27 protein-coding genes and 1 tRNA gene are annotated in these 25,969 nt (G+C 73.9%); 14 read left to right on the forward strand and 14 right to left on the reverse strand.

The genetic code is table 11. From position 1 onward, the window contains the following. Nucleotides 1-60: 60 nt before the first annotated feature. Together BKA05_RS17995 and BKA05_RS18000 are read left to right on the forward strand one after the other, a co-directional pair. Nucleotides 61-1,233, forward strand: a complete 1,173-nt coding sequence (locus tag BKA05_RS17995; protein ID WP_179532658.1) for a hydroxymethylglutaryl-CoA reductase — start codon at nucleotides 61-63, stop codon at nucleotides 1,231-1,233. A gap of 183 nt (nucleotides 1,234-1,416) precedes the next feature. Continuing rightward, entirely contained in the window at nucleotides 1,417-2,313 is an 897-nt protein-coding gene (locus BKA05_RS18000; RefSeq protein WP_179532659.1) for a hypothetical protein, read from the forward strand. 24 nt (nucleotides 2,314-2,337) lie between these two features. On the opposite strand, the gene BKA05_RS18005 is transcribed toward BKA05_RS18000, so the two are convergent. Genes BKA05_RS18005 through BKA05_RS18015 form a run of 3 tightly spaced genes read right to left on the reverse strand, consistent with a single transcriptional unit; the run spans nucleotide 2,338 to nucleotide 4,640 of the window. Further along, entirely contained in the window at nucleotides 2,338-3,144 is an 807-nt protein-coding gene (locus BKA05_RS18005) for an MBL fold metallo-hydrolase (protein ID WP_179532660.1), read from the reverse strand. 13 nt (nucleotides 3,145-3,157) lie between these two features. After that, nucleotides 3,158-3,889 (reverse strand): sterol desaturase family protein, encoded by a 732-nt coding sequence (locus tag BKA05_RS18010; RefSeq protein WP_179532661.1) that lies wholly within the window; start codon nucleotides 3,887-3,889, stop codon nucleotides 3,158-3,160. Nucleotide 3,890: 1 nt separating this feature from the next. After that, nucleotides 3,891-4,640, reverse strand: coding sequence for a FadR/GntR family transcriptional regulator (locus tag BKA05_RS18015; RefSeq protein WP_179532662.1), 750 nt, complete (start codon nucleotides 4,638-4,640; stop codon nucleotides 3,891-3,893). A 99-nt stretch (nucleotides 4,641-4,739) separates the two neighbouring features. Between BKA05_RS18015 and BKA05_RS18020 the strand changes: the two genes are divergently transcribed. From BKA05_RS18020 to BKA05_RS18035, 4 genes are read left to right on the forward strand one after another with little or no spacing between them, the layout of a single operon-like run. Beyond that, nucleotides 4,740-5,528, forward strand: coding sequence for an SURF1 family cytochrome oxidase biogenesis protein (locus BKA05_RS18020; RefSeq protein ID WP_179532663.1), 789 nt, complete (start codon nucleotides 4,740-4,742; stop codon nucleotides 5,526-5,528). Next, on the forward strand, nucleotides 5,525-5,917 hold the full coding sequence (locus BKA05_RS18025; RefSeq protein WP_218842450.1) for a DUF3817 domain-containing protein: 393 nt from the start codon (nucleotides 5,525-5,527) through the stop codon (nucleotides 5,915-5,917). Before BKA05_RS18020 ends, BKA05_RS18025 begins: the two co-directional genes overlap by 4 nt. A gap of 19 nt (nucleotides 5,918-5,936) precedes the next feature. Further along, complete coding sequence (locus BKA05_RS18030) at nucleotides 5,937-6,773, forward strand: patatin-like phospholipase family protein (RefSeq protein ID WP_343045745.1); 837 nt, start codon at nucleotides 5,937-5,939, stop codon at nucleotides 6,771-6,773. A 46-nt stretch (nucleotides 6,774-6,819) separates the two neighbouring features. Next, entirely contained in the window at nucleotides 6,820-7,866 is a 1,047-nt protein-coding gene (locus BKA05_RS18035; protein WP_343045746.1) for a 1-acyl-sn-glycerol-3-phosphate acyltransferase, read from the forward strand. Nucleotides 7,867-7,896: 30 nt separating this feature from the next. Here the strand turns inward: BKA05_RS18035 and BKA05_RS18040 are convergent, their stop codons facing one another. Beyond that, a complete protein-coding gene (locus BKA05_RS18040; protein ID WP_179532665.1) occupies nucleotides 7,897-8,637 on the reverse strand; it encodes a hypothetical protein in 741 nt (246 codons plus the stop codon). Between the two features lie 160 nt (nucleotides 8,638-8,797). On the opposite strand from BKA05_RS18040, the gene BKA05_RS18045 reads away from it, so the two are divergent. Both BKA05_RS18045 and BKA05_RS18050 read left to right on the forward strand, forming a co-directional pair. Beyond that, on the forward strand, nucleotides 8,798-9,310 hold the full coding sequence (locus tag BKA05_RS18045) for a peptidylprolyl isomerase (protein ID WP_179532666.1): 513 nt from the start codon (nucleotides 8,798-8,800) through the stop codon (nucleotides 9,308-9,310). After that, nucleotides 9,307-10,218: a rhomboid family intramembrane serine protease gene (locus tag BKA05_RS18050; protein WP_179532667.1), complete on the forward strand. Its 912-nt coding sequence runs from the start codon at nucleotides 9,307-9,309 to the stop codon at nucleotides 10,216-10,218. Before BKA05_RS18045 ends, BKA05_RS18050 begins: the two co-directional genes overlap by 4 nt. A gap of 423 nt (nucleotides 10,219-10,641) precedes the next feature. Here BKA05_RS18050 and BKA05_RS18055 read toward each other — a convergent pair whose 3' ends face one another. Further along, nucleotides 10,642-11,097 carry a cell division protein CrgA gene (locus tag BKA05_RS18055; RefSeq protein ID WP_343045747.1) on the reverse strand — a complete coding sequence of 152 codons (456 nt, stop codon included), beginning with the start codon at nucleotides 11,095-11,097 and terminating at the stop codon, nucleotides 10,642-10,644. Between the two features lie 81 nt (nucleotides 11,098-11,178). Here BKA05_RS18055 and BKA05_RS18060 point away from each other — a divergent pair, with 81 nt between their 5' ends. Next, nucleotides 11,179-12,024: a DUF881 domain-containing protein gene (locus BKA05_RS18060; protein WP_343045748.1), complete on the forward strand. Its 846-nt coding sequence runs from the start codon at nucleotides 11,179-11,181 to the stop codon at nucleotides 12,022-12,024. Here the strand turns inward: BKA05_RS18060 and pknB are convergent. The 7 genes from pknB to BKA05_RS18095 are packed head-to-tail and all read right to left on the reverse strand — an operon-like array spanning nucleotide 12,021 to nucleotide 20,854. Then, entirely contained in the window at nucleotides 12,021-13,853 is a 1,833-nt protein-coding gene (gene pknB / locus BKA05_RS18065) for a Stk1 family PASTA domain-containing Ser/Thr kinase (RefSeq protein ID WP_179532668.1), read from the reverse strand. The genes BKA05_RS18060 and pknB overlap by 4 nt on opposite strands. Continuing rightward, nucleotides 13,850-15,418, reverse strand: coding sequence for a protein kinase domain-containing protein (locus BKA05_RS19885; protein WP_179532669.1), 1,569 nt, complete (start codon nucleotides 15,416-15,418; stop codon nucleotides 13,850-13,852). Before BKA05_RS19885 ends, pknB begins: the two co-directional genes overlap by 4 nt. Continuing rightward, nucleotides 15,415-16,917 (reverse strand): peptidoglycan D,D-transpeptidase FtsI family protein, encoded by a 1,503-nt coding sequence (locus BKA05_RS18075; RefSeq protein ID WP_179532670.1) that lies wholly within the window; start codon nucleotides 16,915-16,917, stop codon nucleotides 15,415-15,417. The genes BKA05_RS19885 and BKA05_RS18075 overlap by 4 nt, the downstream gene beginning before the upstream one ends. Beyond that, nucleotides 16,914-18,311, reverse strand: coding sequence for an FtsW/RodA/SpoVE family cell cycle protein (locus BKA05_RS18080; protein WP_179533317.1), 1,398 nt, complete (start codon nucleotides 18,309-18,311; stop codon nucleotides 16,914-16,916). Before BKA05_RS18080 ends, BKA05_RS18075 begins: the two co-directional genes overlap by 4 nt. Before the next feature lie 5 nt (nucleotides 18,312-18,316). Continuing rightward, on the reverse strand, nucleotides 18,317-19,684 hold the full coding sequence (locus BKA05_RS18085; RefSeq protein ID WP_179532671.1) for a protein phosphatase 2C domain-containing protein: 1,368 nt from the start codon (nucleotides 19,682-19,684) through the stop codon (nucleotides 18,317-18,319). Continuing rightward, nucleotides 19,681-20,154 (reverse strand): FHA domain-containing protein FhaB/FipA, encoded by a 474-nt coding sequence (locus BKA05_RS18090; protein WP_179532672.1) that lies wholly within the window; start codon nucleotides 20,152-20,154, stop codon nucleotides 19,681-19,683. Before BKA05_RS18090 ends, BKA05_RS18085 begins: the two co-directional genes overlap by 4 nt. Then, nucleotides 20,147-20,854 carry an FhaA domain-containing protein gene (locus BKA05_RS18095; protein ID WP_179532673.1) on the reverse strand — a complete coding sequence of 236 codons (708 nt, stop codon included), beginning with the start codon at nucleotides 20,852-20,854 and terminating at the stop codon, nucleotides 20,147-20,149. The genes BKA05_RS18090 and BKA05_RS18095 overlap by 8 nt, the downstream gene beginning before the upstream one ends. A 242-nt stretch (nucleotides 20,855-21,096) precedes the next feature. Between BKA05_RS18095 and BKA05_RS18100 the strand changes: the two genes are divergently transcribed. Continuing rightward, nucleotides 21,097-21,180: transfer RNA gene (locus BKA05_RS18100), tRNA-Leu, on the forward strand. A 98-nt stretch (nucleotides 21,181-21,278) separates the two neighbouring features. Here the strand turns inward: BKA05_RS18100 and BKA05_RS18105 are convergent. Continuing rightward, nucleotides 21,279-21,665: a DUF5994 family protein gene (locus tag BKA05_RS18105; RefSeq protein WP_179532674.1), complete on the reverse strand. Its 387-nt coding sequence runs from the start codon at nucleotides 21,663-21,665 to the stop codon at nucleotides 21,279-21,281. 193 nt (nucleotides 21,666-21,858) lie between these two features. On the opposite strand from BKA05_RS18105, the gene BKA05_RS18110 reads away from it, so the two are divergent. Together BKA05_RS18110 and BKA05_RS18115 are read left to right on the forward strand one after the other, a co-directional pair. After that, nucleotides 21,859-22,407, forward strand: a complete 549-nt coding sequence (locus BKA05_RS18110) for a DUF5994 family protein (RefSeq protein ID WP_179532675.1) — start codon at nucleotides 21,859-21,861, stop codon at nucleotides 22,405-22,407. Nucleotides 22,408-22,504: 97 nt separating this feature from the next. Then, entirely contained in the window at nucleotides 22,505-23,341 is an 837-nt protein-coding gene (locus tag BKA05_RS18115) for a DUF3152 domain-containing protein (RefSeq protein WP_218842452.1), read from the forward strand. 22 nt (nucleotides 23,342-23,363) lie between these two features. Here the strand turns inward: BKA05_RS18115 and BKA05_RS18120 are convergent, their stop codons facing one another. Continuing rightward, nucleotides 23,364-24,152 carry a potassium channel family protein gene (locus BKA05_RS18120; protein WP_179532676.1) on the reverse strand — a complete coding sequence of 263 codons (789 nt, stop codon included), beginning with the start codon at nucleotides 24,150-24,152 and terminating at the stop codon, nucleotides 23,364-23,366. Nucleotides 24,153-24,326: 174 nt separating this feature from the next. On the opposite strand from BKA05_RS18120, the gene BKA05_RS18125 reads away from it, so the two are divergent. Together BKA05_RS18125 and sigJ are read left to right on the forward strand one after the other, a co-directional pair. Then, nucleotides 24,327-25,085, forward strand: coding sequence for an SDR family oxidoreductase (locus tag BKA05_RS18125; protein ID WP_179532677.1), 759 nt, complete (start codon nucleotides 24,327-24,329; stop codon nucleotides 25,083-25,085). Beyond that, complete coding sequence (gene sigJ, locus BKA05_RS18130) at nucleotides 25,069-25,950, forward strand: RNA polymerase sigma factor SigJ (RefSeq protein WP_179532678.1); 882 nt, start codon at nucleotides 25,069-25,071, stop codon at nucleotides 25,948-25,950. The genes BKA05_RS18125 and sigJ overlap by 17 nt, the downstream gene beginning before the upstream one ends. The last annotated feature ends 19 nt before the right edge of the window (nucleotides 25,951-25,969 follow it).

The raw sequence follows: 25,969 nt of genomic DNA on the forward strand, positions 1-25,969 counted from the left end.
GAGGGGTTCGAGTCCCCTGGGCTCCACCGATCGACCCGCCTGAACCCCTAGGGTCGCGCTGTGACTCTCCCGAAGATCCCCCGCGACCCCGCCGACGACTACTCCGCCGCAGCGATCGCGGCGCGCCGGGAGTACGCCGAGGAGCAGACCGGCGCGCGGCTCGAGCACGTGTCGTCGTACTCGCTGGGGCCGGGCACGCTGCCGGGGAACATCGAGAACTTCGTCGGCGTCGCCCAGGTGCCGATCGGGTTGGCCGGTCCGCTGCTGGTCGACGGTGAGCACGCGCGGGGCGAGTTCGTGGTGCCGATGGCGACCACCGAGGGCACGCTGGTCGCGTCCTACAGCCGGGGGATGAAGCTGTGCCGCGCCGCCGGCGGCATCACCACCACCGTCCTCGACGACCGCATGCAGCGCGCCCCGGTCTTCTCCTTCGCCAGCGCGCGCGAGGCGCGCGACTTCAAGGTCTGGCTCGACGGGCGGTTCGACGAGATCGCCGCGGCTGCGCAGACCACCACGAGCACCGGACGGCTGCTCGACATCCAGACCTTCGCGGCGTCCAAGCACCTCTACACGCGCTTCAACTACTCCACCGGAGACGCAGCCGGCCAGAACCTCACAGGCAAGGCGACCTTCGCCGCGTGCGCGTGGATCAAGCAGCACTACCCCGGCGAGCTGCACTTCCTGCTCGAGGGCCAGTTCGCCACCGACAAGAAGACCTCGGTGGTCAACATGCTGCACACCCGCGGCAAGCGGGTGGTCGCCGAGATCACCCTGCCCGCGGCGCTGGTCGAGGAGCAGATGCACGTCTCGACCGACAAGCTCTACGCCGCGCGGATGAAGGGCCAGCTCGGCTCGATCATGAGCGTGACCAACAACAACGGCAACCACTCGGCCAACGGCATCACCGCGGTCTTCATCGCCACCGGGCAGGACGTCGCCAACGTCGCCGAGTCCTCCGCGCTCTACGGCTTCTCCGAGCTGCTGCCCAACGGTGACCTCTACGCCTCGGTCACGCTGCCCTCCCTCATCGTCGCGACGTACGGCGGTGGCACCGGCCTGGCCACCCAGCGCGAGTGCCTGGAGCTGCTCGGCTGCTACGGGAGCGGGGGTGTCCTCAAGCTGGCCGAGATCATCGCGGCGACCGTGCTGGCCGGCGAGCTGTCCCTGGGGTCGGCCGTCGTGGCGGAGGAGTGGGTGCAGGCCCACGACGACCTCGGCCGCAACCGGCCCTGACCCCCGGCCGTGACCCCCGGCCCTGACCCCCGGCCCTGACCCCGCGACCGTGCGTGAGCGACCTCTCGGCCGTGCGTGAGTGCCGTCTCGGCCACCTGGGGCGGTCGGGAATGGCACACTCTGCGGGTGCGCGCCTCACGACCCGGAGCTGAGCGGACCCTCGGGTCCCGGACCCTCGCAGGCGTGGCGGGGCTGCTGATCGGAGCGGCCGCGCTGACCGGGTGCACCTCCTCCAGCCCGGCCCCGCAGGGCCAGGAGCCGGCCGCGCCGCAGGCGACCCTGACCGTCAGCCCCGACGACACGACCCCCGCCCAACGAGCACTGGCGCACGTCCCGGGCGACGTCACGGCCGTGACCGTCACCGACTTCGACCGGGCCGCCCTGCAGCTGGGGCTGGAGGAGCTCTCCAGCGACCTGCCGCAGCGCGAGCGCAACGACTTCTGGGACCGCGCCCGACGCCAGACGGCGATCCTCAGCGACGGACTGCTGCGCCCCGTCGGGCCGCAGCTGCTGCGCGACCACTCCTTCGCCCAGGAGGACGTCGGCTGGGAGGCCCGCCTCTTCGACGACCAGGGCCAGGAGGTCGGCTGGATCCTCGGCCTGCACACGATCATCGACCCGCGGGCGGTGCAGAAGGCGGTCGACGCCGGGGTGGGTCCGCTGGCTGACGCGGTCGTGGACGTCGACGCCGGGCTGGTGCTCTCGGGCGCCGCGGTCGACGCGACCGACCCGTGGGGCGACGACGACCCCACCGGCATGCTCGTGACCGGCAACGCGGTCGGCACCTACGTCGAGCGCGGGTGCGTCCCGGCCCCGGCCGGCGCCAGCGGGCTCGAGCCGCTGGCGGCGTACTCCGTGGCGCTGGAGGGGACGCTGGCCACCGTCCGCCTCGGCACCGACCGGCAGGACCTCTTCGCCCGGATCGCGCTGGCGGCCGAGGACGAGCAGGTGACCAAGGCGTTCGAGGGGGGCGTGGCCGACCCCGGGTCGGGACGGATCGGGTACCGCCTCACCGACCCCGTCGCCGCGGCCGAGCTGACGCTGCGCCGAGCGCTGCCGTTCGCCGCCTGCGCCGACTGACGCACCCGGCCCCCACCGGACGGCTCAGGTGAGGGCGGCGTACTCCGAGGCGTCGTGGGCGGAGAAGACCGTGACCTCGCCGGCGTGCGCGGCGTACATCTCGCGCAGCCGCTCCTGGTTGTCGCGGCGCAGCCGGTCGTCAGCGGCGAGGATCCGCTGGTAGACCCTCAGCCCGACCGGCGGCTCGGGCGGCGTCTGCTTCTCGGAGGTGTGGAAGTAGGAGTCGCCGGCGTGCAGCAGCCAGCCGGACGCCGTGCGCACCGCCACCCCGCAGTGACCGCGCGTGTGGCCGTGCAGGGGCACCAGCAGCACCTCCCCCTCCGAGCCCACGGCGCCGGTGAGGGCGCGAACGGCGGACAGCCCCATCCAGGACTCCCCTGCCGTCGTGTGGGTCACCCACCGGGGGCCGTGCGCCCACTGGACCGACAGGTAGCGCGCCTTCTCGCGCAGCGTGGGCGCGGTCGCGGCGGCCAGCTCCGCCTCGTGCACGTGCACCCGCGCGGTGGGGAAGTCCGACAGCCCGCCCGCGTGGTCGAGGTCGAGGTGGGTCAGCGCGATGTCGGTGACGTCGGCCGGGTCGAGGCCCAACCCGATCAGCTGGGCGTGCACGGTCTCGGCCGGGTCCAGCGCCGGTCGCACCATGGCCCGGAACGGCTGCCCGAGGCGCTTCGGGGCGGCCACGTCGTCGCGGCCGAAGCCGGTGTCGACCAGGAGCAGGCCCTCGGGGCGCTCGACCACGAGGGTGTGGGCGACCATCTCGCTCGGGGAGAGCCGGCCGCCGAGGGTGCCGGCGGGACGCATGGTGGCCGCGTTGAGGTGGTGGACTCGCACGGAGGGGAGTCTGTCAGGCCCGCTCGGTCGCGTGCAGCGTCTTGACCGTCGGGCTGGACGACACGCTGCCGGGCTCCGGGTAGGTCCCGAGCACCCGGTCGGCGGTGCCGGCGGTGACCACGGCGAACCAGTAGTGCTCGTTCTTGTAGTGGTGCAGCCGGTGGTTGCGCCAGACCGCGCGGTACCACCGCGAGCGCGGCCGGTAGTCGCTGTGCACGAGGTAGTGGGTCCACTCGTAGCCGAGCATGATCGCGTACGACGACACCAGGAAGGTCCACGCCCACGACCCGGTCGGGGCCAGCACGAAGCCGGCCAGCGCGAAGGCCGGCAGCAACCACAGCAGGGCTCGCCACGGGATGAACACCAGGGGCAGGTCGCGCGGGTCGGCGTGGTGGGCGCGGTGCTCCCGGGCGAGGTGGGAGTCGAGGGTCAGCGGGCCCAGACGCCGGGGCCGCCAGTGGAGGACGACCACGTGCACGACCCACTCGATGAGGGGGAACAGTGCCAGCAGCGTCGCCGGGACGAGCAGCTCCCACGCCGACCCGGTTTCGACCAGCACCCGCCCCGTGAGCGCCACGGCCAGCGCAGCGGTGATCATCGGCGGGCTCGGGTGCCGCCAGAACTCCCGCCAGGCGCCGCGCAGCGGCAGGCTCTCGCGACGCCTGGCCTGACCGGTGATGCGGTCCTCGTCGGCGGCCAGCCGCCGGGACGCGGCGGCCTCGATCCGGGGGTCGACGCGGGTCATCTCAGTCCTCCGTGCTCGGGTGGTCGGTCGTGGCGGCGTCCCCCAGCTCGCTCAGGGCGCCGAGGATGGCGTCGGTCGCGGGCCGCAGCACCCGGTCGGCCGCCGCCCGGGCGACCTCGGGGTCGCCGGAGGCGATGGCGGAGACGAGCAGCCGGTAGGCCTCCACCTGGCCGACCTCGATCGCCATCACGGGGGCCAGCGCCTCCAGCGCCGGCTCGTAGGCGGCACGCAGGCTGTTGAACATCAACCGGAACACCAGCGAGTCGGCGGCGTCGACCACCTGGTCCCACAGCTCCAGGGCGTGCACCTGTCGCTCCACGTCGTCGTCGGTGACCGCGAGGGCGTCGACCACGTCGCCCAGGGCGGCCGCCAGGGTGGGGCCGCCGCGCTGGGCCGCGAGGGCGGCCACCGTGGGGCCCACCGCGAGCCGCGCCTCCAGCACGCTGCGCGCCACGGCGGTGTCGAGCCCACCGGCGCGCACCAGCAGGCGCGGGAGCAGGTCGAGTCCGGCGTACCGCTTGAAGTCACGCACCGTGGTCGCCTCGCCCTGGCGGACCTCGACCAGCCGGGTGGCGGCCATCCGCTGCAGCGCCTCGCGCACGGCGGGCCGGGAGACGCCGAGGACCTCGGCGAGCCGGCGCTCGCTGGGCAGCTGCTCGCCCGGGGCCAGGCCGCCGTCGACGACCTCGGCCAGCACCTGGTCGAAGACCTCGTCGGGGACGGAGCGGCGCGCGACGCGCTGGAGGGCCATGTGGCGACCGTAGAGAGCCTGCGGACAGAGGTCAAGTGGTCAGACCAGTTGTCTTCGACCGGGCACGGTGGCCGTCGAACGCCTCCGTACCCTGGGAGGGTGCTCGCCGTCCTCGCCCCCCGGTACTGGGGCGCCCACCTGCTGGCGCTGGTGCTGGTCGCGGCGGCCGCCGGCCTGGGCTGGTGGCAGTACGACTCCTACCAGGCGCGCCGCGCCGCCGAGGCCGTCGACCTGACGCAGGCCACCCCGCTCGCGCTCACCGACGTGATGGGTCCCGACGACCGCTACCCCGGCGACCGCGTGGGGCAGCCGGTCACCGTCGAGGGCACCTGGGTGCCCTCGGGCACGGTGCTGGTCTCCGGCCGCCGCCACGAGGGGCGCGACGGCTACTGGCTCGTCACGCCGCTGGCGGTCGGCGGGGCCGACGCACCCGCCCTCCCCGTGGTGCTCGGCTGGACCGCCGACCCCGACCGCGCCCCCGCACCGCCGCGCGGTGACGGGGCGGTCGTCGGCTGGCTGCAGCCCACTGACGGCACGGGCGAGACCGACACCGACCGCACCGACGACGTCATCCCCCAGGTCCGCACCGCCGACCTGATCCAGCACGTCGAGCAGGACCTGTACGGCGCCTACGCCGTCCTCGACCACGACCGCTCCCCCGTGGTCCCCGGCGCCGACACCCTGGTGCCGGCCGACCTGGAGGAGCTGCCCCCGCCGGCCGGCGGGACCGGCCTGCGCAACCTGCTCTACGCCCTGGAGTGGGTCGTCTTCGGCGGCTTCGCCGCCTTCGTGTGGTGGCGCTACGTGCGCGACGTCACGCGTGCGGGCCGGGGCGAGGCCGCCGAGCAGGAGTCGGCCTCCGGACCCCCGGTACCGTCGGGCACGTGACGACCGACCTGCCCGAGGACCTGCGCACGCCGCTGCGCGCCTACCGCTTCATGGCCACCGTCGTGGGGCTGCTCCTCGTGGTGCTGTGCCTGGTGGGCCTGCCGCTGCACTACGGCTACCTCGTCTCCGACGCCGCCTGGCTGGCCGAGGGGTCCGGGAGCGGCTGGCAGCTCGGCTCCGACATCTCCGCCTACCTCGGCGTGGCGCACGGCTGGCTCTACATGATCTTTCTCTTCTGCGCCTTCTGGCTCTCCCGTCGCGCCGACTGGGACATCCCCTTCACCGCCGTGACGCTGGTCTGCGGCACCGTCCCGCTGCTCAGCTTCTGGGCCGAGCACCGCGCCACCGAGCGGGTGCGCACCGAGGTCCACGAGCCGCTCCCCGCCTGACGACGCCCCAGGACCCACCGTGACCCAGCCCCGCACCGCCTTCGTCCTCGGCGGCGGCGGCGCGCTCGGGGCCGTCGAGGTCGGCATGCTCGGCGCGCTCCTCGAGCGGGGGATCACCCCCGACCTGGTCCTCGGCACCAGCGTGGGCGCGCTCAACGGCGCCTTCGTCGCCCAGGACCCGACCCTCGGGGTCGTCGACCGGCTCACCGAGCTGTGGCAGGGGGTCGCGGCCTCCTCGCGCGAGGTGTACGGCGACAGCCCGCTGCGCGCGGTGCGCCGGGCCGTGGCCACGGGGACCCACGTGTGGTCGGCCAAGCCGCTGGCCACCCGGTTGCGCGAGGAGCTCGGCGAGGTGACCTTCGCCGACCTCGCGGTGCCGATGCAGGTCTGCGCGGCCCACATCGAGAGGGCCGCGGAGCACTGGTTCGACAGCGGGGACGTGGTCGAGGCCGTGGTCGCGAGCGCCGCCGTACCCGGTCTGCTGCCGCCGAAGCGGATCGACGGCCAGCACTACCTCGACGGCGGGATCGTGAACTCCGTGCCCGTCGCACGCGCCCACCAGCTCGGCGCGACCCGGATCTTCGTGCTCCAGGTCGGCCGGGTCGAGCGCCCGCTCTCGCCGCCGCGGCGGCCCTGGGACGTCGCGCGGGTCTCCTTCGAGATCGCCCGTCGGCACCGGTTCCACCGGGAGATGAACGAGCTGCCCGTCGACGTCGAGGCGCACGTGCTCCCCACGGGGGGCACCTCCGACCGCGACGACTCGGTGTGGGCGACCCGGGACTTCAGCGACGTGCCGGAGCGGATCCGGCTCAGCCGTGAGGCCGGGGCGGCCTACCTCGACGCCCATCTCTCCTGATCCCACGTCTCCGCGTCCGCGGGTCGGCGGTGGTGTGATGGACCCCGTGCGGGTCCTGAGACGGTTGGTGAGCGTGCCGCTGGTGCTCGGGCTGACCGTGCTGCTGTGGACCACGTTGCCGCTGTGGCTGCTCGTCGCGGCCGCGGCCTCCCCGTTCCTGCCGGGGCGGTGGCGTGCTCCGCGGCTGCTGTGGATGGTCGTCGTCTACCTGACGATGGAGGCGGTCCTCCTCGCGATCCTGCTCGGGCTGTGGCTGGCGTCGGGCTGCGGGCGCAGGCTGCGCACGTCGTACTTCGAGGGGATCCACTACGACCTGGTGCAGGGCGTGATGGCGGTGCTCTTCGCCGAGGCCCGACGCGTGCTGCACCTGGAGGTGGTCAGCCAGGGCTCCGTGCCCGACGCCCACCCGGGCGTGCCGATCCTGGTGTGCTGCCGGCACGCAGGGCCCGGGGACTCCTTCACCCTGATCCACACGTTGATGGCGTGGTACTCCCGGGAGCCTCGGGTCGTGCTGAAGGCGACGCTGGCCTGGGACCCGGTCATCGACACGCTGCTGCACCGCATCCCGGCGCGCTTCATCACACCGGGCCGGGGCATGGACCTGGAGACCGAGATCGCGGCCCTGGCGACCGGGCTGGACGAGAACGACGCCTTCGTGATCTTCCCCGAGGGCGGCAACTTCACCCAGGCCCGTCGCTCCGGCGCCATCGAGCGGCTCGAGCGGCTCGGGCTGCACGGGATGGCCCGGCGTGCCGAGGAGATGGTGCACGTCCTGGCGCCCCGGCCCGGTGGTCTGCTGGCCGCCCTGGACGCCGCCCCGGAGGCCGACGTCGTGCTCGTGGCGCACACGGGGCTGGACCACGTCGTGACGCTGCGCGAGCTGTGGCGGGCGATCCCGATCGACAAGCAGATCACCATGAAGTGGTGGCAGGTGCCGCGCGCGGAGATCCCCGCGGACCGCGACGCGCGCATCGACTGGCTCTACGGCTGGTGGGAGCGCATCGACGACTGGGTCGAGCAGCACCGGGTGGTGGCCGACGGACGCCCGCGGGACGACGAACGGCCGGGGGCGGACTCCCCCGGCCGCTCGTGACGCGCGGGCACTGCGAGCGCCCGCTCGGGCCTACTTGTCCTCGTCGATCTCCACGACCTCGGCCGGGTCGTCGGGCGTGGTCGCGGCGTGCTTGCCCTCGGCGCCGTCGGCCAGCGCCTCGTCGGGCGAGGAGCCGCCGGTGTCGTCGGCCTCGCTGCCGGCGGCGGTGTCGGCGCCGGACATCGGAGCCGCCGGGGAGGCCGGTGCCGGGGAGGCCGGCGGCGGCGGGGACGGCACGTAGGAGGACTGCCAGGACGCGGAATCCTGACCGCCGCCCTGCAGCTTCTTCGCCACGACGGCGACCGCACCGGCCAGGCCGCCGATGAGCACGAGCTTCTTGAGCTTGGAGCCCTTCTTCTTCGGCTCCTCGCCCTTGAGCTCGGCGACCTTCGCGGCGACCGCGCCACCGGCGGCGGTGCCGGCCAGGGCCGTGTTGGCCTCGCTGAGGCCGGTGCTGGCGCGCTCGCCGAGCTCCCCGGCCTTCGCCGAGGCGTAGGCGGCACCGGAGGCGACGTACGGCGCGGCCTTGCGGCGGGCGTCGGCGATCGCCGGAGCGGCCTTCTCGCGCGCCTCGCCGCTGAGCTCGACGGCCCGGTCACGGGCCTCGAGGAGGTAGGGCGTGGCCTTCTCGCGCGCATCGGCGATGGCGGGACCGGCCTTCTCACGGGCCTCGGAGATCGCGGCCTCGACCTGCGGGCGCACCGTCTCCACCACCGACTCCACGTAGTCGCCGGCCTGCTCGATGAGGGACTTCTTCTTCCGCAGACGCATCCGCGTCACTTCCTCTCGTCGGTTCACGTCCATCGAACCACGCCCGCTGCTCACCCGAGAAGGTGCCCGCGGAGGGCCACCTTGTCGCGCGTGCGAGGATCGTGGCTGGACGACGGCTGTTCGTCGTCCTTGGTGTACCCCGATCGCGTGAAAGGCAGTCATGGCTGACTCGCAGGCCGTCCTCAAGACCAACCGAGGCGACATCGTCCTCAACCTCTTCCCCAACCACGCGCCCGAGACGGTCGCCAACTTCACCGGTCTCGCGACCGGTGAGAAGGACTACGACGCCGGCAACGGCCGCAGCGGCCCGTTCTACGACGGCCTGGGCTTCCACCGCGTCATCTCCGGCTTCATGATCCAGGGCGGCTGCCCGCTCGGCACCGGCACCGGTGGCCCGGGCTACACCTTCAAGGACGAGCCCCACCCCGAGCTGGTCTTCGACAAGCCCTACCTGCTCGCGATGGCCAACGCCGGCCCCGGCACCAACGGCTCGCAGTTCTTCATCACCGTCGGCGCGACCACGTGGCTGAACTTCAAGCACACCATCTTCGGTGAGGTCGCCGACCAGGCCTCGCGCGACGTCGTCGACGCGATCGCCACCACCCAGACCGGCCCCGGCGACCGCCCGGTGGAGCCCGTGGTCATCGAGACCGTGGAGATCCGCGAGGCGTGAGCCAGGCTCCGACCCCCGAGCCGGGCGTGCCGGTCTGCTACCGGCACCCCGGCCGGGAGTCCCACATCCGCTGCCAGCGCTGCGACCGGCCGATCTGCCCGGACTGCATGCGTGACGCGGCGGTCGGCTTCCAGTGCCCCGACTGCGTGGCCGAGGGTGCCCGCAGCACCCGCCAGGCCCGCACGACGTACGGCGGCACACCCCGTGCCGACGCCACGGCCACCTCGATCGGGCTGATCGCGGTCAACGTCGGCGTCTGGCTGGCGATCATGCTGACCGGTGGCTCCGCGAGCCGGCTGGTCGACCTGCTGGCGCTGCAGTTCCGCGGCGGGTGCGTCCTCGACGGCTTCTACCGGCCCGCCATCGTCGAGCAGGCCTGTCCGGGCGCCTGGGTCCCCAACGTGGCCGACGGGGCGTGGTGGCAGGTCCTGACCTCGGGCTTCGCCCACGTCTCCCTGCTGCACATCGGCTTCAACATGCTCGCCCTGTGGATCCTCGGCCCGCAGCTCGAGCAGCTCTTCGGACGCGCGCGCTTCCTCTCCCTCTACCTGCTCTCGCTGCTGGCCGGCTCCGCCGCGGTGCTGTGGCTCAGCCCGGAGTACCAGGCGACCCTGGGCGCCTCCGGGGCGATCTACGGCCTCTTCGCCGCCCTCGTCGTGTGCGTGCGCAAGGTGGGTGGTGACCTGCGGCAGCTGGGGGCGCTGATCGCGGTCAACCTGCTGATCACCTTCACGGTCCCCAACATCTCCTGGCAGGGGCACCTCGGCGGCTTCGCCGGCGGCCTCGCGGTCGCCGCGTTGCTGGTCTACGCCCCCCGGGGCCCGCGCCGCTCGGCGTACCAGCTGGGGGGCCTGGCGCTCATCGCCGTGGTCCTGCTGGCCGCCGTGGCGCTGCGCCTCGCCGCCTGACCCGCCCTTCCCCGCCGAGCCGGCGTATCAATGCGCCGGTTCGACCCGTGTTCCCGCCGAGCCGGCGTATCAATGCGCCGGCTCGACCCGCGGTCCTCGCCGAGCCGGCGTATCAATGCGCCGGCTCGACCCGCGGTCCTCGCCGAGCCGGCGTATCAATGCGCCGGTTCGGCGTGCTGGGGCAGGGATCCATGCACAGGGTGTGGATCGGGCTGGGGATAACTACACGCGTGTGATTCTCCACAGGACTGTCCCCAGATGTGCAGAACCGCCCGCCGTCCACAGGGGACGACGGGCGGTCCGGGTAGTCGTCGGCCGAGGCCTCCGCGCGACTGACTGGGTCTCGACACGCGGGTCGCGGCTTCGTTCCTCAGCCGCGCCGCTCGCTCGACCACCAACGACGAGTCCGCTGGCGCGTCCTCGTCACTCCCAGCGCGTGGCGAAGGTGAAGCCGACGGCCATGAAGCCGATGCCGACGAAGAGGTTGGACTGGCGCAGGTCGTTCATGACCGGCACGGAGTCGAGCTGGTCGTTGGCCAGCACGTAGAAGGTGCAGATCCAGATCAGGCCGAGGATGAAGCAGCCGAGCATGCCGGTCACGATGCCGCGGCCGCGACCCAGCGGGGTGCTGGGGTGGGCGGAGACCGCCAGGCCGAGGAAGAACGCACCGAAGCCGATCACGTAGTTCCAGCGCAGCAGGTCGGCCATGAAGGCCGGCTTGCCCGCGACCGAGTCGATGACGGTCGGGTCGGCGCGCACGGCGGCGTAGTAGTAGACGATCCAGGCGATGCCCAGCACCATCAACGCCACGGCCACGATGAAGCGTGCCGAGAGCACGGGGCCCCTCTGTCGGTCGTCGAAGGGGTCGATGTCCTTCACGGCTGGTGCTCCTCGAGGTGTCCGGGTGGTGCGGGTGCGGCCGGCCCGTGCGGGCTGGTCCAGGCGCCTACCCTAGTGGTCGTGAGCACGGGTTCCCACGCGAGGCCACCGGCGGGTCACGAGGCCCCCCGGCCGTCCCGTCGCGCCCGGGCCCAGCAGGTGCTGGCGCTGGCGCGACGCCGCGTGCGCACCCGGCGGCGCACGACCGGCGGCGCTTGGCGCGTGGGTACGCCGGTGGTCGTGCTGCTCAGTGGCTCGCTGTTCGCCGTGAGCGCCGTCAACAGCGAGGGCACCGACCTGCGTGCGGGCCGATACACCGACCTCGCGTCGTTGGTGCAGGCCGAGGCCGACTCCTACGAGGAGCTGCGTGCCCGGGTGGCCGAGCTGACCACCCAGGTGACCGACCTGAGCGCGCAGGTGGGCAGCCGCGACGTCAAGCGCGTCCAGCAGCGGATCGAGGAGCTGCGCGACCCGGCCGGCCTGACCCCCCGGGAGGGCGAGGGGCTGCGCATCACGCTCTCGGACTCCCCGCTGGAGGCCGACGACACCGACCAGCCCACCAAGTGGCTGATCGTCCACCAGCAGGACATCCAGGCGGTGGTCAACGCGATGTGGCGTGGCGGCGCCAGCGCGGTCACGGTCCAGGGCCAGCGGATCGTGTCGACCACGGGCATCAAGTGTGAGGCGAACTCCGTGACGCTGCAGGGAGTGCCCTACCCGGCGCCGTACGTGATCGAGGCCGTCGGCGACCCGACCGCCCTGGCGGCCTCGGTCGACGCCGACCCCTACCTGCAGTTCTACCGCTCCCAGGCGATCCAGGAGGACATCCAGATCGGGTGGGACATGGTCGAGGACGAGGTCGACGCACCGGCGTACGACGGCCTGCTGGACCTCTCCTACGCCGAGCCGCTCGAGCCGACCGTCTAGGCGCGCGGCGAGCGCCGCCCGCGGGGGACCGTCCGGCCGTTGCCGCCGAGCAGCGCCGAGGGCGAGTCGGTGGCGGTGGGGCTCTCGGTCGGGTCCGTGGGCGAGGGCTCGTCGGTGGGCGAGGGCTCCTCGGTCGGCTCCTCGTAGGTGGAGACGAAGAGATTGACGTCGGTCTGCTGCGGGACCTTCTGGCCGCCCTTGGGGCTCTGGTCGACCACGGTGCCCTTGGGCTCGGTGGAGGAGTTGTCCTCGCGCACGACCGGGTTGAAGCCGGCATCGCGGATCCGCTTCTCGGCCTCCTCCTGGTCCAGCCCGACCACGTCGGGGATGGACTCCGGGCCGTCGGAGAGCGTCAGCAGGATCGTGCTGCCCTCGGCGACGGCCATCCCGGCCTCGGGCGACTGGGCGAGGACCTCGTTGCGTGGCTCGTCGGACTCCCCACGGGTCACGTCGACTTCGAAGCCGGCCGCCTCCAAGGTGGCGGTGGCCTGGTCGCGCTGCTGGTTGACCACGTCGGGGACGGTCACCTCGGGCGGTCCGCTGCTCACGGTGATCGTCACCGTCGACCCGGGGTCGACGAAGGAGTCGCCCGACGGGTCCTGCTCGATGACCTTGCCGGCGGGCCGGTCGGAGGTCTCGAACTGCGTCGGGGCGACCTCGAAGCCGGCCTCACCGAGGGTGGTGCGGGCCTGCTTCTCGGCGCGCCCGACCACGTCGGGGACCCGCACCTCGTCGGGGGCGGCGGGGAAGAGTCGTGGCCACAGCAGCGCACCGGCGACCACCAGCGCGATCACCAGCAGGCCGAGCAGCACGAGGAAGCCGACGGGGGTGCGGCGCTCGTCCTCGGCGTACGGGATGGCGGTGTGGGTGCCGGTGGCGGGCCCGGGGGCGGCGGCGGGGACGGGACGCGCCGCCACCGCGGTCGCGGCGGTCGCCGGGCCCGGCACCGGGGGCGGCACCGCCGCGGCCTGGACGGGCCGGCCGGCGAGGTAGCGCTCGATGTCGCCGCGCATGGCCGCGGCGGACTGGTAGCGGTCCTCGACCCGCTTGGCCAGCGCCTTCATCACGATCGCGTCGACCTCGGGCGGGAGGTCCGTGTCGTGGTCGCTGGGCGGCTGGGCCTGCTCGCGGACGTGCTGGTAGGCGACGGCCACCGGGGAGTCGCCGACGAAGGGCGGCCGACCGGTGAGCAGCTCGTAGAGCAGGCAGCCGGCGGAGTAGACGTCGGAGCGGGAGTCGACGGTCTCGCCGCGGGCCTGCTCGGGGGAGAGGTACTGCGCGGTGCCGACGACGGCCGCGGTCTGGGTCATCGTGGAGGAGGCGTCGGAGATCGCGCGGGCGATGCCGAAGTCCATCACCTTCACGTCGCCGCTCGGGGTGAGCATGACGTTGCCGGGCTTGATGTCGCGGTGGATGATCCCGGCGCGGTGGCTGTAGTCGAGGGCCGACAGCACGCCGCTGGTGATCTCCAGCGCCCGCTCGGGCAGGATCTTGCGACCCTCGCGCAGGATGTCGCGCAGCGTGCGACCGGCGACGAACTCCATGACGATGTAGGGCTGGGCGACGCCGCTGCCGTCGGCGGCCGGCTCCTCGCCGGTGTCGTAGACCGCGACGATCGCGGGGTGGTTGAGCGAGGCGGAGGACTGCGCCTCGCGGCGGAAGCGGGCCTGGAACGTCGCGTCGCTGGCCAGGTCGGTGCGCAGCCGCTTGACGGCCACCACGCGTCCGAGCCGGTTGTCGGTGCCCTTGCGCACCTCGGCCATGCCTCCACGACCGAGGAGCTCGCCGAGCTCGTATCGTCCGCCGACGGTGCCGCTGGGGCCGCTCACTGTGTCGCCTCCTCGCTGGGCGCGCCCAGGAGCGGCGAGGAGCTCTCGCTGGGCGTCGGGGTCTCGGTCGGGGTGGGTTCGGGCGTGGGCTCCTCCGTGGCGGGAGCCTCGCCCCAGTAGGAGATCGTGATGCTGTCGCCCTCGGACAGCGAGCCGGTCGGATTGAGCCCGTCCACGGTCCCGGCCTCGTGGGTCCCGTCGTTGTCGAGCTCGTTGAGGACCGGGCTCAGGCCCAGGTCGTCGAGCCGCTCACGCACCTCGCGGTAGTCACGGCCCACGTAGTCGGCCTCGTCGACCTCCACCGTCGCGGGCTCGGTCGGCGTCGCCGGCTCCGTGGTGGGCTCGCTGGTCTGCGAGGTGGGGGGTGTCGAGCTGGGCCCGTCGGCCGGCTCCTCGTCCCCGTCGTCGCCGGTCAGCAGCAGCACGACCACGAGCACCACCACGGCCACCAGCGCCACGGTGAGCAGGAGCGTGGCCCACGGGAAGGACCGGGGGCGGTCCTGCGGGGGCACCGGCGTAGGCGTCGGGGTGGGCGTCGGGGTGGGGTCGGCCGGCACCGCGCCCATGACGGCGGTCGCCGGCTCGCCTGCCGCGTCAGGGGGGCCGTCAGGCGTGCCGACAGGGGGTACGACGGCAGTGGCCGCGTCCGCGGCGCCCACCGGCCCCGCGACGGCTCCCGCGGCGGCCGCGGCCGACCCCGGGGAGCGCAGGGCGGCCGCGAGCTCGGCCGCTCCGGCGTACCGGTCGGAGGGGTCCTTGGCGAGTGCGCGTCGCACGACGGCGGCCAGGTCGGCGGGGACGGAGCCCGGGAGGTCGGGGACCGGCTGGTTGAGGTGCGCCAGCGCGGTCGCGACGGGCGAGCCGGCGTCGAAGGGCCGGCGGCCGGCGAGGCACTCGAAGGCCACGACCCCGAGCGAGTAGACGTCGGAGGCGGCGGTCGCGGTGGTGCCGCGCGCCTGCTCGGGGGAGAGGTACTGCGGGGTGCCGAGGACCTGGCCGGTCTGGGTGATGCCCACGCTGTCGGCGGCCCGGGCGATGCCGAAGTCGGTGACCTTGACCTTGCGGTCCGGGGTGACGATGAGGTTGGCCGGCTTCACGTCACGGTGCACGATGCCGGCGGCGTGCGCGGCCGCGATGGCGTCGGCGGCCTGGGCCATCAGGTCGGTCGCGGCGTCGGGGTCCATCGGAGCGCCGGGGCGCAGCAGGGCGGAGAGCGGCTGGCCCTCGACGAGCTCCATCACCAGGTAGGGGCGGGGCACGCCGGAGCCGTCGACCGCCTCGGCCTCGCCGAAGTCGAAGACGGCCGCGATGCCGGGGTGGTGCAGCGACGCCGCGTGCCGGGCCTCGGTCTCGAAACGGCTGCGGAAGGACGGGTCGTCGGCGTACTCGCGCTTGAGCACCTTCACCGCGACCGTGCGGCCCAGCGTCGTGTCGCTGGCGCGCCAGACCTCGCCCATGCCGCCGGTGGCGATCCGCGACTCGAGCCGGTAGCGCCGCCCGTCGTCGGCGAAGTCGCCGGCATCACCCAGGGCGCCGGGGCCGCCGGGGGTCTCGGGAGGGGTCACTTCTTGATCACCGCTTCCATGATGGCCTTCGCGATCGGCCCGCCCAGGAGGCCGCCGGCGATCTCGCCGCGGTCGACGCCGGGGGCCTTCTGGATCATCACCGCGACGGCGACCTCGGGGTCGTCGGCCGGGGCGAAGGAGACGAACCACGCGTACGGCGGCAGGTCGGGGTTCCCGCTCTGGGCCGTGCCGGTCTTGCCGGCGACCTGGACCCCGGGGATCTGTGCCGGGCTGGCGGTGCCGTTGTCGACCGTGGAGACCAGCAGGTCCGTGAGCTGGGAGGCGGTCGAGGAGCTGATCGCCTCCGAGAGCGCCTCGGGGTCGGTCTGGTCGATCTGCTCGAACTCCGGGCTCTGCACCTCGTCGACGAGGTAGGGCTTCATGACCGTGCCGCCGTTGGCGATCCCGGCGACGACCATCGCCATCTGCAGCGGGGTGGCGGCGACGTCGAACTGCCCGATGCCGGACTGACCGGTCTGCGGGTCGTTCATCTCCTCGGGGAAGCGGGCGCTGGCCTGGGGGAGGAGGTCCTCGAAGTACTGCTGGTTGAAGCCGAAGGCCTCGGCCTGCTCGCGCATCCGGTCCGCCCCGACCTCGATGGCCATCCGGGCGAAGGTGGTGTTGCAGGAGTTCTCCATCGCCTGGGCGAAGGGGATGCGGTCGGCGCCGCAGTCGCGACCCTCGTTGTCGATCAGGCCGGTGTCGCCGGTGGTCTGGGGGAGCTGGAAGGACGGCCCGCCGGGGACGTCGTCGCCCTCCTCGTACAGGCCGTTCTCGATCGCGGCGGCCGCGGTGACGACCTTGAACGTCGACCCCGGGGGCAGCGTGGTCTGGATGGCACGGTTGAGCAGCGGCTGGCCCGGGTCGTCCTCGAGCTCGTCGCCGGCCGCGGTCACCTCGCTGAGGTCGTGGCTGGCCAGCCGGTTGGGGTCGAAGGTCGGCAGCGAGACCATCGCCAGCACCTTGCCCGTGCGCGGCTCGAGGGCGACCACCGCGCCCTCGCCGTCGGCGCCCAGGACCTCACGCAGGCCGTCGAAGGCGGCGCGCTGGGCGTCCGGGTCGAGGGTCAGGGCGACGTTGCCGCCGGCGGACTCCTCGTTGGAGAGCAGGTCGACCAGGCGGGTCACGAAGAGCCGGTCGTCCTCGCCGCTGAGCAGGTCGTCCTGGGTCTGCTCGACGCGCCGCTGGCAGCTGCTGCAGGCGCCGGACTGGGCGTTGAAGTAGTTGTACCAACCGGTGACGTGGGCGTAGGCCAGCGGCTGGGAGTAGGTGCGTTGGTACTCGTAGCGGTCGTCGGAGGGCTCGGAGGACGCGATCGGCTCCCGCCCCACCAGGATCGCCCCACGCGGCTGGGAGAAGGACGCGTCCACCGCGCGGCGGTTGCGGCCGTCGTCGTTGAGGGAGTCCGCGCGCCAGTACTGCAGGTAGGTCACGTTGGCCATCAGCGCCAGGAACATCAACAGGCAGAAGACCGAGAGGGTGCGGATCGGCTTGTTCATCGCGCCACCCGGATCACCTGGGTGCTGTCGTCGTCGCCGCCGGCCTCGTCGACGCCGGTCAGCTCGGGCACCGGGCGTCGCGCCAGGTCGGAGACCCGCAGCAGCAGGGCGATGATCACCCAGTTGGCCACCAGCGACGAGCCGCCGTAGGACAGGAACGGCGTGGTGAGGCCGGTCAGCGGGATCAGCCCGGTGACCCCACCGATGACCACGAAGACCTGCAGGGCGAAGACGCCCGCCAGGCCGGCGGCCAGCAGCTTGCCGAAGCCGTCACGGGAGATCAGCGCCGCGCGCAGGGCGCGCTCCACGATGAGGCCGTAGAGCAGCAGCACGGCCATCATCCCGGTCAGGCCGAGCTCCTCGCCGATGGCGGCCATGATGAAGTCGGACTCCGCGAACGGAACCCGGCTCGGGTCGCCGCCCCCGAAGCCCCGGCCCAGCAGCCCGCCCCACGCCATCCCGAAGGTCGCCTCGACCGGCTGGAAGGCGGTGTCGTTGGTGCCGGGGCCGTAGTAGGCGAACGGGTCGAGCCAGACGTTGACGCGGGTCTGGACGTGGCTGAACAGCTGCCAGGCGACCAGCGCGCCGCCGAGGAACAGCCCGCCTCCGACGACCAGCCAGCCGGCACGCTCGGTCGCGACGTAGAGCATGAACAGGAACAGCCCGAAGAACAGCAGGCTCGAGCCGAGGTCGCGCTGGAAGACCAGGATGCCGAGGCTGATCAGCCACATGCCGAGGATCGGCCCGAGGTCGCGGCCGCGCGGCAGGTCGACGAAGAGCAGCCGGCGACCGGCCAGCGCGAGGGCGTCGCGGTGCAGCACGAGGTAGCCCGCGAACGCGACCACCAGCAGCACCTTCGCGACCTCGCCGGGCTGGAAGCCGAGCGGGCCGAGACGGATCCAGATGCGGGCGCCGCGCACCTCGTTGCCGATGAGCGGCAGCATCGGCAGCAGCAGCAGCACGATCGCGCCCAGGCCCGAGGTGTAGGTGAACCGGGTCAGGACGCGGTGGTCGCGCAGGAAGAGCAGGGTCAGCACGAACAGGCCGACGCCGATCGTCATCCACACCAGCTGCTGGGCGGCGAAGCCGGTGTCCCTGGCCAGGTCGAGGCGGTGGATCACCGCGAGCCCGAGACCGTTGAGAGCCGCCACCACCGGCAGCAGGACCGGGTCGGCGTAGGTGGCGGTGGCCCGCACCACGAGGTGGGCCACGACCACCAGGGCGGCCAGCCACCCGCCGTACCCGAGGAGGTCGGCGGGGACCGCCCCCTCGACGCCGACGCCGACCGCGGCGTAGGCACCGATGCCGACCGCGAGGGCCAGCACGAGCAGGAACAGCTCGGCGCCGCGGCGCCGACGGTGCACGAAGCCGAGGAGGGGGTTGGTCTGGGACACCCCGCTCACCCGCCCTGCCCGTCGGAGGGCCCGTCGGCCTGGCCCGAGCTCATCTGCTCGGCGAGGTTCTCGACGATGGTGCGTGCGTCGGCGAGGTCGTCGGCGGCGACGCCGGAGCGCACGCCGTCGGCGACGTAGCCCGGGAGCCGGTCGAGGGTCACGTTGGTGGCCTCGTAGGGCTCGGAGAGCTCCATGCCGGGCAGGGAGAAGTCGATGCCCCGGAAGATGTGGACGGTGCCGTCGACCTCGCCGACGTAGTACTGGTCCTGGGTCCAGGACCAGGCGGCGGCGACGCCGATCCAGCCCAGGCCGACCACCACCAGGGCGGCCAGCAGCCGGCGCAACCAGGCGAAGCGGCGCGGGGGCCGTGGTGCGTAGCGCGCGGTCTCCGGGTCGATCGGGTCGCTGGGGATCGCGTGCGCGTCGGCGGGCAGGTCGTCGGGGAGCGGAGCCTCGACCGCCGGCTGTTCGCCGGTGTCGCTCCGACCGCGGAACAGACCGGCGGGGAGCGGGGTGCGGTGCGGCCGACGGCGTACGTCGGTGGCCGCGCCGACCACCATCGGCTGGAGGTCGGCCAGCGCCTCGGCGCGCTCGGCGGCGCCGGCCTCGTCGAGGACGTCGGCGACCAGGCAGGTGACGTTGTCGCTGGAGCCGGCCTCCAGCGAGCGACGCACCAGCTCGACGGCGGCGAAGTCGGGGGTGCCCTCGCCGAGGATGCTGCGCAGGTCCTCGTCGTCGAGGGAGGCCGTGGCCCCGTCGGAGCAGACGAGCAGCCGGTCGCCGGCCTGGAGCGCGACGACGAACAGGTCGGGCTCGGCCTCGTGGATGCCGTCGACGGCCTTGAGGATGAGGTTGCGGTGCGGGTGCACGCGCGACTCGGCCTCGCTGATGCGGCCCTCGTCGATCAGGCTCTGGACGAAGGTGTGGTCGCTGGTGAGGCGGCTGATCTCGCCCTCGCGCAGCAGGTAGGCACGGCTGTCGCCGATGTGGCCGACGCCGACCTGGCGGCCGTCGAAGTGCAGGACGGTCGCGGTGGTGCTGGTGCCGTTGAGCGCCGGCTCCTCGTCGACGACCTCGCCGATGCGGTCGTGGGCGCGGTGCAGGGCGCCACCGACGCGGCCGAGCAGCTCGTCGGCCTCCAGCGCCCCGGGGGGCTCCTCGTCGAGCTTGCGCAGCTGCTGCAGCGCCACGCTGGAGGCGATGTCGCCGCGCATGGCGCCGCCGACGCCGTCGCAGACCGTGAGCAGCCAGGGGCCGGCGTACCCGGAGTCCTGGTTGTCCTTGCGGACGCGACCCACGTCGGAGATCCCCGACCAGTGCAGGCGCAGGGTCGGGGCGGGGGCCGAGGTGGGGCTCGCGGAGGCGTCGCTCACTTGCGCAGCTCCAGGATCGTCTTGCCGATCCGGACCTGCGTGCCGAGCGTGATCGTGGTCGGCTGGGTGATCCGCACGGTGCCGATGTAGGTGCCGTTGGTGGAGCCGAGGTCCTCGACGAACCACTGGTCGCCGGCGGCGGCGATGCGCGCGTGCCGGGTGGAGACGTAGTCGTCGTCGAGACGGATCGCGGCGTCGGAGCCGCGGCCGATGAGGATGGGCGCGTCGGCGAGCTCGGCGCGCTCACCGGCGTTGGAGCCCTCGGTGACCAGCACGTGGGTGGGGGCGCCACGGCGTCGGGCCGGCTTCTTCTGCTTCGGCTCCCGGCCGCGCGGCTCGGGGGTGCGCGCGGTCTCGGGCACGCGGGCGCCGAACATGTCCGAGCGGATCACCGAGATGGCGGAGAGCACGAAGATCCACAGCACCGCGAGGTAGGCGATGCGGATCAGCAGCAGGGTCAGCTCAGACATCCTCGGGGACCACCTTGACCGTGAGCACGGTGTTGCCGATGGTGACCTGGGTGCCGTCGTCGGCCACCGAGCGGGTCATCTTCTGGCCGTCGACGAGCATCCCGTTGGTCGAGCCGAGGTCGCGGACGTCGATGTGCAGCCGGTCGGCGGCCGCCTCGACGCGGAACTCCACGTGCTGGCGGCTCACGCCGGGGTCGTTGATCCGGACGTCCGCGTCGGTGCCGCGGCCCACGACCACGCCCGGCGGGGCCAACGGGTGCTGGGTGCCGTTGACCTCGAGCACCGCCCGGGCACGGCCCACCTGGGTGTGGGTGCTGTTGCTGCTGACCTTGGCCTGCGCCCGGCTGCGCACCCGGAAGCGACCGGTCGTGAGGTCCTCGGCGGCCTCGAAGTCGATGCTGACCGGCCCCGGGAAGGAGTAGCCGTTCTGCTGGGCGTGCTCGGTGACCTGCTTCTCCAGCTCCGCCGCCATGGCGGTGTCGTACGGCGCGAGCCGCTCGAGGTCGGTCTGCGCGAGCTCCACGTGGAAGTCGTTGGGCACCAGGCGTCGCTGCCGGGACAGGATCTGGGCGTTGTTGTCGCACTCGCGCTGGAGGGCCGCAGCGATCTCCACCGGCTGCACCGCGGAGCGGAAGGCGCGCGCGAACGCGCCGGAGATCATCTGCTCGAGTCGTCGCTCGAACCGCTGCAGGCTGCTCACGTCCGCCTCCTTCCCTGTCCTGTGCGTGCGGTGCTGTGCGGGGCTGCTGGTCTGCGGTGCTGCGCATGGGTGTCGGGGCCGACGAGGCAGGCCGACCGCCCGGCACAGCGGCCGGGTGCGCCCGATCGTAACGAAGCGGGTGTGGTGGGGCGCCACCCCGCGGGTCGCGGAGGGTCGCGGGGCGCCCGACGACGCCGGTTTGGGTGCGGGCCCGGGACTGGGATAGCCTGCGGACGCTTCATGCGCGAGTGGCGGAATAGGCAGACGCGCACGGTTCAGGTCCGTGTGTCCGAAAGGACGTGGGGGTTCAACTCCCCCCTCGCGCACGTGAGCGAAGGCCCCGGGTCATCGACCCGGGGCCTTCGTCGTCCTCTCGCCCGATCGCCTGGGTTGGGGGGGGGGGGGGGCAGCAGCGGCCGGGCGCTCAGGGCCAGGCGACCCGCAGGCGCAGGACCTCGCCGCCGACCAGGCCCACGAGGACCAGTCGCTGGCCGTCTCGCGCGGCGAGCCTGCCGACCGCGATGCGCCCGTGGGTCGTGAACAGCGAGGAGACGTCGCCCTCCCACTCCTCGGGGCTGCAGGCGAGCCGGTCGATGCGCCCGCGCGTGGTGGGGAAGTCGTCGACGAGGTCGGCGCCCTCGCGGGTGAGGTCCCGGCTGTAGGGGAGCCAGGTGCCGTGCCAGGTGCGACTGACCCGCGCGAAGAGCGTGAGCCGCAGCGGACCCAGCGAGGCGGGTCGGCGGTGGGGGTAGGGCTGGGAGCGCGGGTCCCACCCATCACCCGGGTCGGGCCTGCGGGCGGGGCGCGTCACCGGGGACCACCTGTGCTCGGGACCGCCACGGGGGCCACCTCTCGTGGGCACCCACGGACCCTGCCGGACCGCGTCGCGCCGTTCCCCTCGACTCTACCCGTCGCCGTACGGCGGCGGTGGGCGTAGGCTGAGGACCTAGCGCGCTGCAACGCCTGGCCCGTCGGGCCTCCAGGGCAGCGATCAAGGAGACGTCATGACGACGTCCACCGCCCATCCCTCGCCGTTCCGTGCCAGTGCCCGGGTGCCGCTGAGGATCCAGCTCGACAACGGCTACCGGTCCGGGCCGCTCGACGGCGGCTGGTGGCCGCAGTCGCGCGACCTCGCCACCGAGTGCCGCGACCTGGTCGACCACTTCCCCCACCTCGTGGGCCGACCCTCCCGCCTGCTCTTCTCGCGCCCCGACTGGGAGGACGGCGGGGAGCCGCCCGCCCGTCGCCTCCCCGTGGCCTCCGGTGTGGTCAAGGTCGGCTCCTTCCCCGGGGACGACACCCACGAGATGGTCCTCGTCATGTCCTCGCGCGAGCGCCTGCGCCTGCTGGTCATCCCCCACGACGTGCCGGCCGAGACCGCGCACCGGCTGCTTCTGGAGGCCGCGGACGAGCGCAACACCCGGACCGCGAGCGAGCTGCTGGCCGACGCGCTGTCGGAGGTGCCGCCCCCCGCCGTGGACACCACGGGTGAGGACGACTGGGAGGACGAGGGCGGGGCGCAGCGCCGCACCGCCGGGTCGTCCGGCCGCTGACGGGCCGCCGGCACCCGGGGGCCGGGCGAGCGCGCCCGCCCGGTCGCGCCCGGGGCGGTGCGCTGACCGCCCGCGCCGGCAGCCCTACCATCGACCCGTGGTCACCAGGGGTACGCCGGCGGCAGGGCGCCACCGTGCCCAGACCCGCTCCGGGCGCCGCCCGCTGTTCCTGCTGACCGGGCTCACCGCGGGCGTGGCCGCCGCCATGCTGCTGGGGGCACCGGTGCTCGGTGAGCCGGGCGACCCCGGCTCGCGCCAGGACCTCGATGTCGCCAGTGGCGGTCGGGCCCCGCAGCAGGGCACCGGCCCCGGGGCGGGCGGCGCGGTCGAGGCCCCGGCCATGACCGTCCTGCCCGGCCGCACGCTGGAGCGCGAGCCCGCACCCGAGGTCGCCGTCCCCGAGTCCGCGTCGGGGACCTTCGCGGTGGCCGGGGTGAGGGGTCCCACGACGAGTCGGCCCGCTGCCGAGGGGGCGCGCCTGACGTCGTACCGCGTGGAGGTGGAGGGCGGGCTGCCCTTCGACGCCGACGAGGTCGCGGCCGAGGTGGAGCGGATCCTGTCCGACGAGCGCGGGTGGATCACCCGGGGGCACCTGCTGGTGCGCGAGGACGGGCCCGCGGACCTGCGGATCCTCCTCGCCGCGCCCACGACCGTCGACCGCCTGTGCGCGCCGCTGCTGACCCGCGGCCGGCTGTCGTGCCGCAACGGCGCCAACGTCGTGCTCAACGCGTGGCGCTGGCACCACGGGGCGGAGACCTACGGCGACGACCTGACGGGCTACCGGGAGTACCTCGTCAACCACGAGACGGGCCACGCGCTGGGCTACGGCCACCTGGGGTGCCCCGAGCCGGGCGCGCCGGCCCCGGTGATGGTGCAGCAGACCAAGACGCTGCTCGGCTGCGCCCCCAACCCCTGGCCCGCCGACGAGCGCTGAGCCCCGTCCGGGAGTACGCCGCTCAGCCGGCGCCGCGCCGGCCGTACTGCGCGTGCAGCGTCTCCCGCAGCGCCGCCAGGGTCCGGGCCAGGTGCCGCCCCTCGGCGCTGCCGGCGTGCTGCTCGGCGACGGCGTCCAGGCGCCGCAGCGCCGGGAGCAGCGCGAGCCGCGGGTCGCTCTCCCGGAACCAGAAGGTCTCGGTGTTCTGCACCAGGTCGACGTCGACCGCGGCGAGCTGGGTGGCCCAGGCGGCCGCGGTGGCGGCGTCGACGTCCTCGGCCGGCCCGTCGCCGCCGGTGCGCGACCAGATGTCGACCGCGAGACTGCGGCGCCGGCTGAGCACCGGGTAGATCTGGGTGATCCAGGTGATGGCGGCGGTGAGCACCCCGAAGCCGAGCACCGCCTCCAGCGGCCCCAGCCAGCGCAGGGCGGGGTCCTGCAGGACCACGTCGCCGAAGCCCAGCGTCGAGACGGTCACCGCCGAGACGTAGGCGGCGTCGAGGAGGGCGGGACCCTGCGGCGAGCCCGACCCGTAGGTGACCTGGTCGGGCACCAGGGGCAGCAGCACGAGGGTGAAGCCGGTGATGATCAGCAGCATCCACACCGCGATCGTCAGCAGCACCGCGCCGGGTCCGGCGACCTGCTCCGCCCGGCCGCCGAGCCCGTGCAGCGCCGACCAGGTGCCGCGGCCCAGCACCGCGGCCAGCCCTCCGTGGCCCCCGGGGTGGAAGAGGGTGTGGAACACGTCGCGCAGGGTCAGGCCGACCACGAGCACCCCGGCCAGGGGCAGCAGGACCTCGGCGTACGACATCGCCCCACCGTGGCACACCGCCGCTCGCCCGTCCGGGCGGTCGGCCGAGCGGGCGGCGGAGCGGGCGGGGTGTGCCGAGGTCCCGGGGGCGTGTCACACGACGGGTCCCCGTCTCGTCCACCCTGCAGGAGCGGCGCGGCCGCTCCGGTCGAAGAGTCCGGGAGGATGAGCAGCATGCGGATCGCAGTGGCAGGGGCGACGGGCACCGTCGGCCGGCACGTGGTGGCGGTGGCCACGGAGCGGGGGCACGAGGTGGTGCCGCTCGCCCGCGCCGCCGGCGTGGACCTGACGACCGGGGAGGGGCTGGCCGCCCGGCTCGAGGGCGTGGACGTGGTGGTCGACGTGACCAGCACGCGTGCCCAGAGCAGGAGGGGTGCCGAGGGGTTCTTCGGGGCGGTCACCCGCACGTTGACCGCCGCCGAGCGGGTCGCCGGGGTCGGCCACCACGTGGCGCTGTCCATCATCGGGATCGACGACGTGCCGTCGGGGTACTACCGCGGCAAGCGGCTGCAGGAGCGGCTGCTCGCCGAGGGCGACCAGCCGTGGAGCGTGCTGCGGGCCGCGCAGTTCCACGAGTTCGCCGAGCAGGCGTTGGGCTTCGTGCGGATCGGTCCGTTCTCCCTGGTGCCGGTGATGCACTCCCAGCCGGTGGCCGCGCGCGAGGTCGGCGAGGCGCTGGTCGCGCTGGCCGAGTCCGGCCCCTCGGGGCGGGTGGCCGACCTGGCCGGGCCCGAGCAGCACCGGGTGCACCGGATGGCCCGGGAGGTCTCGCGGGCCCGCGGCCTGGGTCGCCGCGTCGTACCCCTCCCGCTGCCCGGCGCCGCCGGCCGCGCCATGCGCGACGGCTCGCTCACGGCGGCCGGGGACCCGGCGGCGGTGCTGGGCCGCACCACGTTCGCCGAGTGGCTGGCCGCCGGTGGACGCGCGGGCTGAGGAGCTCGCGGCCGCGCTGCAGGAGCACCGCCCGAGGCTGGTCCGGGTGGCCTACGCGATCCTCGGCAGCCGAGGCGAGGCCGAGGACGTGGTCGCCGAGACGTGGTTCAGGTTGGTCGAGGCCGACCGCCGCGAACCCGTCCGGGACGTGCTGGGCTGGGCCACCGTCGCGGTCTCCCGCGCGGCGGTCGACGTGCTGCGCTCGGCCCGCGTGCGGCGGGAGGCGTACGTCGGCCCCTGGCTGCCCGAGCCCGACGTGCACGTGCCGGACCCGGCCGAGCAGGTCACCCTCGACGACACCGTCCGCTACGCCCTGCTGGTCGCGCTGGAGCAGCTGACCCCGGCCGAGCGGACCGCCTGGGTGCTCCACGACCTCTTCCAGGTGCCCTTCGACGAGGTCGCCCGGGCCGTGGGCCGCACCCCGGTCGCGGTGCGCCAGCTGGCCAGCCGGGCGCGCCGGCACGTCGCCGCCGGCACGCCGCGCGTGGAGGTCGACACGCAGACCCACGACAGCGTGGTCACGGCGTTCCTGCTGGCCGCCGCCGGGGGCGACGTGGCCGGCCTCGTGGCGCTCCTGGACCCCGACGCGGTCCTCACCAGCGACGGCGGCGGCGTGGTGAGCGCCGCCCGGCGTCCGGTGCTGGGCCCGGACCGGGTGGCGCGCTTCCTGGTGGGCGTCACCGCGCGACGCAGCGGGGACACCTTCCTGCCGGCCCTCGTCAACGGCCGGCTGGGACTGGTCGCCCTCGCCCCGGCCGAGGACGGCTCCGGCGCACGCCGGCGACTGGTGGTGTCGCTGACGGTCGACGGCGGGCTCGTCTCCCGGGTCGACCTGGTGCTGGCGCCCGACAAGCTCGGAGGCTGATCGACCTCTCGGCCGTGCG

The sequence above is a fragment of the Nocardioides marinus genome (assembly GCF_013408145.1).
Classification (GTDB): domain Bacteria; phylum Actinomycetota; class Actinomycetes; order Propionibacteriales; family Nocardioidaceae; genus Nocardioides; species Nocardioides marinus.

Coding starts and splice junctions, on each gene's coding strand:
- BKA05_RS18010 (WP_179532661.1), bottom strand. CDS start 3,889: ATGACCCGCGTCGACCCCCGGATCGAGGCCGCCGCGTCCCGGCGGCTG.
- BKA05_RS18015 (WP_179532662.1), bottom strand. CDS start 4,640: ATGGCCCTCCAGCGCGTCGCGCGCCGCTCCGTCCCCGACGAGGTCTTC.
- BKA05_RS18040 (WP_179532665.1), bottom strand. CDS start 8,637: ATGCGTCTGCGGAAGAAGAAGTCCCTCATCGAGCAGGCCGGCGACTAC.
- BKA05_RS18045 (WP_179532666.1), top strand. CDS start 8,798: ATGGCTGACTCGCAGGCCGTCCTCAAGACCAACCGAGGCGACATCGTC.
- BKA05_RS18075 (WP_179532670.1), bottom strand. CDS start 16,917: ATGAACAAGCCGATCCGCACCCTCTCGGTCTTCTGCCTGTTGATGTTC.
- BKA05_RS18090 (WP_179532672.1), bottom strand. CDS start 20,154: ATGTCTGAGCTGACCCTGCTGCTGATCCGCATCGCCTACCTCGCGGTG.
- BKA05_RS18110 (WP_179532675.1), top strand. CDS start 21,859: ATGACGACGTCCACCGCCCATCCCTCGCCGTTCCGTGCCAGTGCCCGG.
- BKA05_RS18120 (WP_179532676.1), bottom strand. CDS start 24,152: ATGTCGTACGCCGAGGTCCTGCTGCCCCTGGCCGGGGTGCTCGTGGTC.
- BKA05_RS18125 (WP_179532677.1), top strand. CDS start 24,327: ATGCGGATCGCAGTGGCAGGGGCGACGGGCACCGTCGGCCGGCACGTG.